Genomic DNA, 8,036 nt, shown 5'->3' on the forward strand with positions numbered 1-8,036 from the left:
CGCGGGTCGCGGACGGGCTGGGGGCTCGATGGCTGCGGAGCACGACGCGACGGGGCCCGCGGACGGACGCGGCCCGCTCCAGGGGGTCCGCGTGGTGGAACTGGTCGGGATCGGCCCCGGGCCGTTCGCCGCCATGCTCCTCGCGGACCTGGGGGCGGACGTCGTCCGCGTCGACCGTCCGGGAGGGAGCGCCCTGGGCATCGACCCGGCGCAGGATCTGACGAACCGCAACAAGCGCTCCGTCGTCCTGGACCTGAAGACGCACGACGGTCTTCAGGCCGCGCTCGCCCTCGTCGAACGCGCCGACATCCTCATCGAGGGGAACCGGCCCGGTGTCACCGAACGCCTCGGCATCGGGCCCGACGCCTGCCGGGCCCGCAACCCCCGGCTCGTCTACGGACGCATGACCGGCTGGGGACAGCAGGGGCCTCTCGCGTCTCGCGCCGGGCACGACCTCGGGTACATCGCCGTCTCCGGAGCCCTCGGGCTCGCGGGCCCGGCGGGAGGTCCGCCGTACGCCCCGGCGAACCTGCTGGGGGACTACGCCGGCGGATCGCTCTACCTCGTGGTCGGTCTGCTCGCGGCCCTGCACCACGCCCGCTCTCCCGGCGGCACCGGGCAGGTCGTCGATGCCGCCGTCGTGGACGGCGCGAGCCACCTGACGTCCATGATCCACGGCATGCTCGCGGCCGGAGCCTGGCAGGACCGGCGCGGAGTCAACCTGCTGGACGGCGGCGCGCCGTTCTACGACACCTACGACACGGCCGACGGGGGCCACATGGCGGTCGGCGCCCTCGAACCCTCGTTCTACGAGGAGTTCCTCCGGCTGCTCGGCCTCGGCGAGGACACCACCCTGCCGTCCCGGGACGACCCGGCGAACTGGACCGCGCTGCGGGAACGCATCGCCGCCCGCTTCCGCCTCCGCACCAGGGACGAGTGGACCGAGGTGTTCGACGGCTCCGACGCCTGCGTCGCGCCCGTGCTGTCGCTCGCCGAAGCCCCCCGGCATCCGCACCTCGCCGCCCGCGGGACGTTCCTCGAGCTGGACGGACGGACCCAGCCGGCTCCCGCGCCCCGGTTCTCGGCCACGCCCGGGGCGGTGCGCACCCCGCCCGCCCTGCCGGGTGCGCACACCGCCGAAGTGGCCCGGGACTGGGAGCTCCCGGACCTCCTGGCCCTCGACAAGGAAGCGACCCCCTGATGCAGCGACACCTCTTCGGTCCCGACCACGAGGCGTTCCGGCGGACCGTGCGCACCTTCCTCGCCAAGGAGGTGGAGCCCCGCTACGCCCAGTGGGAACGGGACGGCATCGTCCCGAGGGACGCGTGGCGCGCGGCCGGGCGGCAGGGACTCCTCGGCATCGCCGTACCGGAGGAGTACGGCGGCGGCGGGGAGCCGGACTTCCGGTACGCCGCCGTCCTGGCCGAGGAGTTCGCCCGGGCCGCCGCGCCCGGACTCGCCATCGGCCTGCACAACGACGTGATAGGCCCCTATCTGACCTCGCTCGCCACCGAGGAGCAGAAACGGCGCTGGCTCCCGGGCTTCTGCAGCGGCGAGACGATCAGCGCCATCGCCATGACGGAACCCGGTGCCGGGTCCGACCTGCAGGGCATCCGCACCGCCGCCGAGGATCGCGGCGACCACTGGCTCCTGAACGGCGCAAAGACCTTCATCTCCAACGGCATCCTGGCCGACCTCGTGATCGTCGTCGCGAAGACCACCCCCGAGGGCGGATCGAAGGGCCTGAGCCTGCTCGTCGTCGAGCGGGGCGCGGAGGGATTCGAGCGTGGCCGCAACCTCGAGAAGGTCGGTCAGAAGTCGCAGGACACCGCCGAGCTCTTCTTCAGGGACGTGAAGGTGCCCAAGGCGAACCTGCTCGGCGAGGAGAACGGTGCCTTCCTGCACCTGATGACCAACCTGGCCCAGGAACGCATGACCATCGCGGTGTCCGCCGCCGCGGCCGCCGAGCACGTACTCGACCTGACCAGGCAGTACGTGACGGAGCGGCAGGCGTTCGGGCGACCGCTGGCGAAGCTGCAGCACGTGCGGTTCGAGATCGCGGAGATGGCGACGGAGTGCGCTGTGACACGAGCCTTCCTCGACCGGTGCATCGCGGACCACACCGAGGGCGCCCTGGACGCGGCACACGCCTCGATGGCCAAGTGGTGGGCCACCGAACTGCAGAAACGCGTCACCGACCGCTGCCTCCAGTTGCACGGCGGCTACGGCTACATGAGCGAATACCCCATCGCGCGGGCGTACACCGATGCGCGCGTCCAGACCATCTACGGAGGCACCACCGAGATCATGAAGGAGATCATCGGCCGCTCCCTCCTGGACTGAATCCCTTCCCGGACCTTACGGAAGCACCACGAAAGGCTGCTGACCTTGAGCACCGAAGCGTACGTCTACGACGCGATCCGCACCCCGCGCGGCCGCGGCAAGGCGAACGGCGCCCTGCACGGCACCAAACCCATCGACCTCGTCGTCGGCCTCATCCACGAACTGCGGCGCCGCAACCCCGACCTGGACCCGGCCGCGATCGACGACATCGTTCTCGGAGTCGTCGGCCCCATCGGGGACCAGGGGTCCGACATCGCGAAGATCGCCGCCCTGGCGGCCGGCCTCCCGGACACCGTCGCCGGAGTGCAGGAGAACCGCTTCTGCGCCTCGGGACTGGAGGCCGTCAACCTCGCGGCCGCCAAGGTGCGGTCCGGGTGGGAGGACCTGATCCTCGCGGGAGGCGTGGAGTCCATGTCGCGCGTGCCGCTGGGCACCGACGGCGGCGCCTGGGCGATGGACCCCATGACCAGTTACGAGACCGGTTTCGTGCCCCAGGGCGTCGGGGCGGACCTCATCGCCACCCTGGAGGGGTTCAGCCGGCGAGACGTCGACGAGTTCGCGGCACTCTCGCAGGAGCGGGCCGTCGACGCCTGGAAGGAGGGCCGGTTCGAGAACTCGATCATCCCGGTCACCGACCGGAACGGCCTGGTCGTCCTCGACCGGGACGAGCACATCAGGCCCGGCACCACCGCCGACACGCTGGCGGGCCTCAAGCCCTCCTTCGCCACGATCGGGGACCAGGGCGGGTTCGACGCGGTCGCGCTCCAGAAGTACCACTGGGTCGAGGCCATCGACCACGTGCACCACGCCGGCAACTCCTCGGGCATCGTCGACGGTTCGGCGCTCGTCGCAGTCGGCAACCGGGAAGTGGGGGAGCGGTACGGGCTCCGGCCCCGGGCCCGCATCGTCTCGGCTGCCGTCTCCGGCGCCGATCCGACGGTGATGCTGACCGGCCCGGCGCCCGCTTCGCGGAAGGCACTGGCGAAGGCCGGACTCACCATCGACGACATCGACCTCGTCGAGATCAACGAGGCCTTCGCCGCCGTCGTCCTGCGGTTCGTGCGGGACATGGGCCTGTCGCTGGACCGGGTCAACGTCAACGGCGGTGCGATCGCGATGGGCCACCCGCTGGGCGCCACCGGCGCGATGATCCTCGGGACCCTGGTCGACGAGCTCGAACGACGCGACCAGCGCTACGGACTCGCCACGCTCTGCGTCGGCGGCGGCATGGGCACGGCGACCGTCGTCGAACGGCTCTGACGCCCCGTCCCGCCCCGGCCGCTCCGTCGGAGCCCGAACGGCCCGCACCCGGACCCACCCACACCTCGGAGAACACCCCGCATGCCTGACGTCGCTCAGACCATCCGCTGGGAACAGGACGACACCGGTGTCGTGACGCTCGTCCTGGACGATCCCGGCCAGTCCGCCAACACCATGAACGAGGCGTTCACGGCCTCGCTCGCCACGATCGCCGACCGGCTGGAGGCCGAGAAGGACTCCGTACGCGGCGTGATCGTCACCTCCGCCAAGAAGACCTTCTTCGCCGGGGGCGACCTGCGCGACCTCGTCCGGGCGCGCCCCGAGGACGCCGAGCGCATCTTCGAGACCGGCATGGCCGTCAAACGGAACCTGCGCCGCATCGAGACACTCGGCAAACCCGTCGTCGCGGCGATCAACGGCAGCGCCCTCGGCGGCGGGCTCGAGATCGCACTCGCCTGCCACCACCGTGTCGCCCTCGACACGAGAGGGTCGAAGATCGGCTGCCCCGAATCCACGCTCGGACTGCTCCCCGGAGGCGGTGGCGTGGTCCGCACCGTCCGGCTGCTCGGAATCACCGACGCGCTGCTGAACGTGCTCCTCCAGGGACAGCAGCACCGCCCGGCCGGGGCACGGGACGTCGGCCTGGTGCACGAGGTGGTCGGCACCGAGGAGGAGATGCTGGCGTCCGCCCGCGCCTTCATCGACGCTCACCCCACCTCGCGCCAGCCCTGGGACGAACCCGGCCACAGGATTCCCGGCGGTACTCCCGCCCATCCCAAGTTCGCCGCGAACCTCCCCGCCTTCCCCGCGAACCTGCGGAAGGAGACCGCGGGCGCCCCCTACCCCGCGCAGCGCAACATTCTCGCCGCCGCGGTCGAGGGCGCCCAGGTCGACTTCGAGACCGCGCAGGTCATCGAGGCCCGCTACTTCGTGGAGCTCGTCACCGGGCAGATCGCGAAGAACATGACCCAGGCCTTCTTCTTCGACCTCCAGGCGGTCAATGCCGGCCGCAGTCGCCCGCAGGGCGTCGAGGAACGCACGGTCCGCAGGGTCGCCGTGCTCGGCGCCGGCATGATGGGCGCCGGTATCGCCTACTCCTGCGCGAAGGCCGGTATCGAGGTCGTCCTCAAGGACGTCTCGCAGGAGGCGGCAGAGAAGGGCAAGGCCTACTCGGAGAAGCTCCAGGACAAGGCGCTCTCCCGCGGCCGCACCACGCGGGAGCGACGGGACGCGCTGCTCGCCCGCATCACCCCCACCGCCGAGCCGGCGGACCTGGCCGGCTGCGACGCCGTGATCGAGGCCGTCTTCGAGGACCCGGCGCTGAAGCACAAGGTGTTCCAGGAGATCGAGGACGTCGTCGCCCCCGACGCGCTGCTCTGCTCCAACACCTCCACCCTTCCCATCAGCTCGCTGGCCGAAGGGGTGGGGCGGCAGGAGGACTTCGTCGGCCTGCACTTCTTCTCACCGGTCGACAGGATGCCGCTGGTGGAGATCGTCAACGGCACCCGGACCGGGGAGACGGCCCTGGCCCGCGCGTTCGACCTGGTGCGGCAGATCGACAAGACGCCCATCGTCGTCAACGACTCCCGCGGGTTCTTCACCTCGCGGGTCATCGGCCACTTCATCACCGAGGGCGTGGCGATGCTTGCCGAGGGCATCGGCGCCGCCACCGTCGAGCAGGCCGCGGCGCAGGCCGGATACCCCGCCAAGGTGCTGTCCCTGATGGACGAACTCACCCTCACCCTTCCGCGCCGGATCCGGCGCGAGACCCGCAGGGCCCTCGAGGCGGAGGGAAGGTCCCTGTCCGACCACCCCGCGGACGCCGTCATCGATCGCATGGTGGACGAGTTCGGACGCACCGGACGCAGCGGCGGCGGCGGCTTCTACGACTACGACGAGAGCGGTGCGCGCACCCGCCTCTGGCCGGGCCTGCGCGAGCACTTCGGCGCGGGGGAACGGGAGGGCAGCGACGTCGACCTGGTCGAACTCCAGGAACGCATGCTGTTCGTTGAGGCCCTGGACACCGTCCGGCTCTTCGAGGAAGGCGTCCTGACCTCCGTCGCCGACGCCAACATCGGCTCCATCATGGGCATCGGCTTCCCGCCGTGGACCGGTGGCGTGGTGCAGTACATCAACCAGTACGCGGGAGGCCTGCCGGGATTCGTGGCGCGGGCCCGCGAACTGGAGGCCCGGCACGGTGAGCGGTTCGCCGTGCCGAAGCTGCTGGCCGAGAAGGCGGAACGGGGGGAGACCTTCGCCGACCGGGTCGGCTGACCTCGCCCGAACAGGTCACCCCGTGTCCCGCCCGCCGGTCCCCGGAGGGCGGGACACGGCCCCCCGGGCCGGTTCCGCGGCGGGGAACACCCTACGCAGCTCCTCCTTCATCGACCGCTGGAACGCGGTCACCAGCGCCTGCACCACCATCGGCTGCATGGTCGCCGACAGCGACTTCATCCGCGCGAGCTGCTCGGGATCCGTGCCGCCGTCGGGGCGGGGCTGCCACACCTCGTCACGGAACAGCGTGCTCAGCTCCCGCGCGGCGGCACGGGTGTGCTCGAGCATCACGTCCCGCGCGGCCAGGATCGCCCGCGGCGAGATGGGTACGTCGAGCAGCCGGAGGCCGAGGTGGATCGTTCCTGGGTCCACGAGGAGCACCGCGGGATCCCCGGTCCGTTCCAGAACCCCCAGCGCCTCCAGCCGGCTCAGGTCCTCCTCGGTCAGTTCCCGGCCCGCACGGCTCTCCAGCTGCTCCCGGGGGGCCTCCTCGACCGTCTCCGGCATCCACGACGCCACCATCGCCCGGTGGAGAGCCAGTTCGTGCGGGCTGATGTCCTCGGGCAGCTGCTCGAGATAGCGCTCGATCGCGGACAGTGTCATGCCCTGGGCCTGCAACTCCTCGATGAGCGCGAGCCGCGAGAGGTGGTCCGGTCCGTACCGGCCGACCCGGCGCGGCCCGATGACCGGGGGTGGCAGCAGGCCCTTGGTGCTGTAGAACCGGACGGTCCGCACGGTGACTCCCGCGCGGGCCGCAAGCTCGTCGACGGTCAGCCAGTCGGTCGGGGACGCCGTGGCCGGTGCCGCGCCCGGACTCCGCGGGTATTCCTCCATCACCGACGCCTCTCCCGTCCAACAGTCCGCCCTCGTCCCTGTCACGGAACAGTATGACTGTCTCAGCAACGCTGTAAAAGCATGCAGACACCCGGACGAGCAGGCACCATGGAGGCGTGCACCGGGACTCAGCGACGCCCCCTCCTGCCGCTACGGTGGGCCCGGCCCCCGGGCCACCGCCGCCGGGCGGTGAGCTGTGGGAGATCGTGGGCGATTTCCGCACCCTCCTCACGCTGCCCGCGGCGCTCGCCCTCCAGGTCGCCCACCCGGCCGTCGGTGCGGGCGTCGCCGATCACTCCGTGTTCCGCACGGACCCCTGGGGCCGGGCAGAGCGGTCGCTGACGAGCCTGCTGCTGTGGGTCTACGGCGGCGACCGGGCCCGGGAGGAGGGCCGGCGCCTGCGGGCGCGGCACGCGCACATCCGCGGCACCGACACCCACGGCAACCCCTACCGTGCGCTCGATCCGGAGACCTATGCCTGGGTGCATGCGACCGGCTTCCCCGTCATGCGGCACGGACAGCGCTACCTCGGCCGACCGCTCACTTCCGCGCGGGAGCACCGGCTGTATGCCGAGTGGCTCCAGGTCGGGCGGGTGCTGGGGATCCGGGACGCCGACATGCCCCGGTCCGTCGACGCCTTCCGGCCCTACTACCGGCGCATGCTGGCCGAACGGGTGGAGCCCACTCCCGTACTGCGCGAACTCCTCTCCGTCACCGCGCCGGTGCCTCCGCCCGAGGCCGGTCCCCGGGTGGTGCGGACGCTGCTGCGGGCGCTGTGGCCGGTGCTGCGGCCGCCCTTCCTGCGGCTGCGCAGGTTCGTCACTCTCGGACTGATGCCCCCGGAGGCCAGGGACGCCCTGGCGCTGCCCTGGAGTCCGCGGCAGGAACGGCGGCTCCGCCGGTTCGGACTCCTGGTGCGCGGCGTGGCGGCGGTGCTCCCCGAGCGGCTGCGCTACTTCCCCGCAGCGCGCCGTGCCCGCGCGGAGCACCGCGCGGGCACGTACGCCGCGTGACGGATCAGCCGTCCGAGGACCGCGCCGCGGAACGGCCGTGACCGCCCTCGTGGGAACGCTGGATCTTCCGCCAGGACGGCGGTTCGACCGGCAGCGTCTCTTCGGCCCCGCGCTCCGCCCGGGGCGAGGAGGCCTCGGCTGCTGCGCCGCGTTCGCCGTTCGGGCCGACCGCCGGCTTGGAGGGCGTGAACAGCCAGGTGTCGAACAGCCCGGTCAGTCGCTGGCCCGACACCTCCTCGGCGTGGGGGGGGGGGGGGGCCCCCCCCCGGGCCCCCCCCCCCCCCCCCCCCCCCCCGGGCGGGGGGGGGGGGG

Annotated in this window: 7 protein-coding genes; 5 read left to right on the forward strand and 2 right to left on the reverse strand. The window is 72.1% G+C overall.

Annotation, left to right across the window (positions count from 1 at the left end):
• The first annotated feature begins 28 nt into the window (after positions 1-28).
• The 4 genes from ACL06G_RS19135 to ACL06G_RS19150 all read left to right on the forward strand — a co-directional run bounded on the left by ACL06G_RS19135 (position 29) and on the right by ACL06G_RS19150 (position 5,877).
• A complete protein-coding gene (locus ACL06G_RS19135; protein ID WP_412836393.1) occupies positions 29-1,201 on the forward strand; it encodes a CaiB/BaiF CoA transferase family protein in 1,173 nt (390 codons plus the stop codon).
• A complete protein-coding gene (locus ACL06G_RS19140) occupies positions 1,201-2,343 on the forward strand; it encodes an acyl-CoA dehydrogenase family protein (RefSeq protein ID WP_412787444.1) in 1,143 nt (380 codons plus the stop codon). Before ACL06G_RS19135 ends, ACL06G_RS19140 begins: the two co-directional genes overlap by 1 nt.
• A 45-nt stretch (positions 2,344-2,388) precedes the next feature.
• Complete coding sequence (locus ACL06G_RS19145) at positions 2,389-3,603, forward strand: acetyl-CoA C-acetyltransferase (protein WP_412787445.1); 1,215 nt, start codon at positions 2,389-2,391, stop codon at positions 3,601-3,603.
• An 81-nt stretch (positions 3,604-3,684) separates the two neighbouring features.
• Positions 3,685-5,877: a 3-hydroxyacyl-CoA dehydrogenase NAD-binding domain-containing protein gene (locus ACL06G_RS19150; RefSeq protein ID WP_412787446.1), complete on the forward strand. Its 2,193-nt coding sequence runs from the start codon at positions 3,685-3,687 to the stop codon at positions 5,875-5,877.
• A 15-nt stretch (positions 5,878-5,892) separates the two neighbouring features.
• Here the strand turns inward: ACL06G_RS19150 and ACL06G_RS19155 are convergent, their stop codons facing one another.
• Positions 5,893-6,711 (reverse strand): MerR family transcriptional regulator, encoded by an 819-nt coding sequence (locus ACL06G_RS19155; protein WP_412787447.1) that lies wholly within the window; start codon positions 6,709-6,711, stop codon positions 5,893-5,895.
• Positions 6,712-6,827: 116 nt separating this feature from the next.
• Here ACL06G_RS19155 and ACL06G_RS19160 point away from each other — a divergent pair, with 116 nt between their 5' ends.
• Positions 6,828-7,724 (forward strand): oxygenase MpaB family protein, encoded by an 897-nt coding sequence (locus ACL06G_RS19160; protein ID WP_412836394.1) that lies wholly within the window; start codon positions 6,828-6,830, stop codon positions 7,722-7,724.
• Positions 7,725-7,728: 4 nt separating this feature from the next.
• Here ACL06G_RS19160 and ACL06G_RS19165 read toward each other — a convergent pair whose 3' ends face one another.
• Entirely contained in the window at positions 7,729-7,956 is a 228-nt protein-coding gene (locus ACL06G_RS19165; RefSeq protein ID WP_412787449.1) for a hypothetical protein, read from the reverse strand.
• Positions 7,957-8,036 lie beyond the last annotated feature (80 nt).

It is taken from the genome of Streptomyces callyspongiae (genome assembly GCF_047200695.1).
Taxonomy (GTDB): Bacteria; Actinomycetota; Actinomycetes; order Streptomycetales; family Streptomycetaceae; genus Streptomyces.

Excerpts from the sequence above, each read along its gene's own strand:
- ACL06G_RS19135 (WP_412836393.1), top strand. The coding sequence starts at position 29 with ATGGCTGCGGAGCACGACGCGACGGGGCCCGCGGACGGACGCGGCCCG.
- ACL06G_RS19140 (WP_412787444.1), top strand. The coding sequence starts at position 1,201 with ATGCAGCGACACCTCTTCGGTCCCGACCACGAGGCGTTCCGGCGGACC.
- ACL06G_RS19150 (WP_412787446.1), top strand. The coding sequence starts at position 3,685 with ATGCCTGACGTCGCTCAGACCATCCGCTGGGAACAGGACGACACCGGT.
- ACL06G_RS19155 (WP_412787447.1), bottom strand. The coding sequence starts at position 6,711 with ATGGAGGAATACCCGCGGAGTCCGGGCGCGGCACCGGCCACGGCGTCC.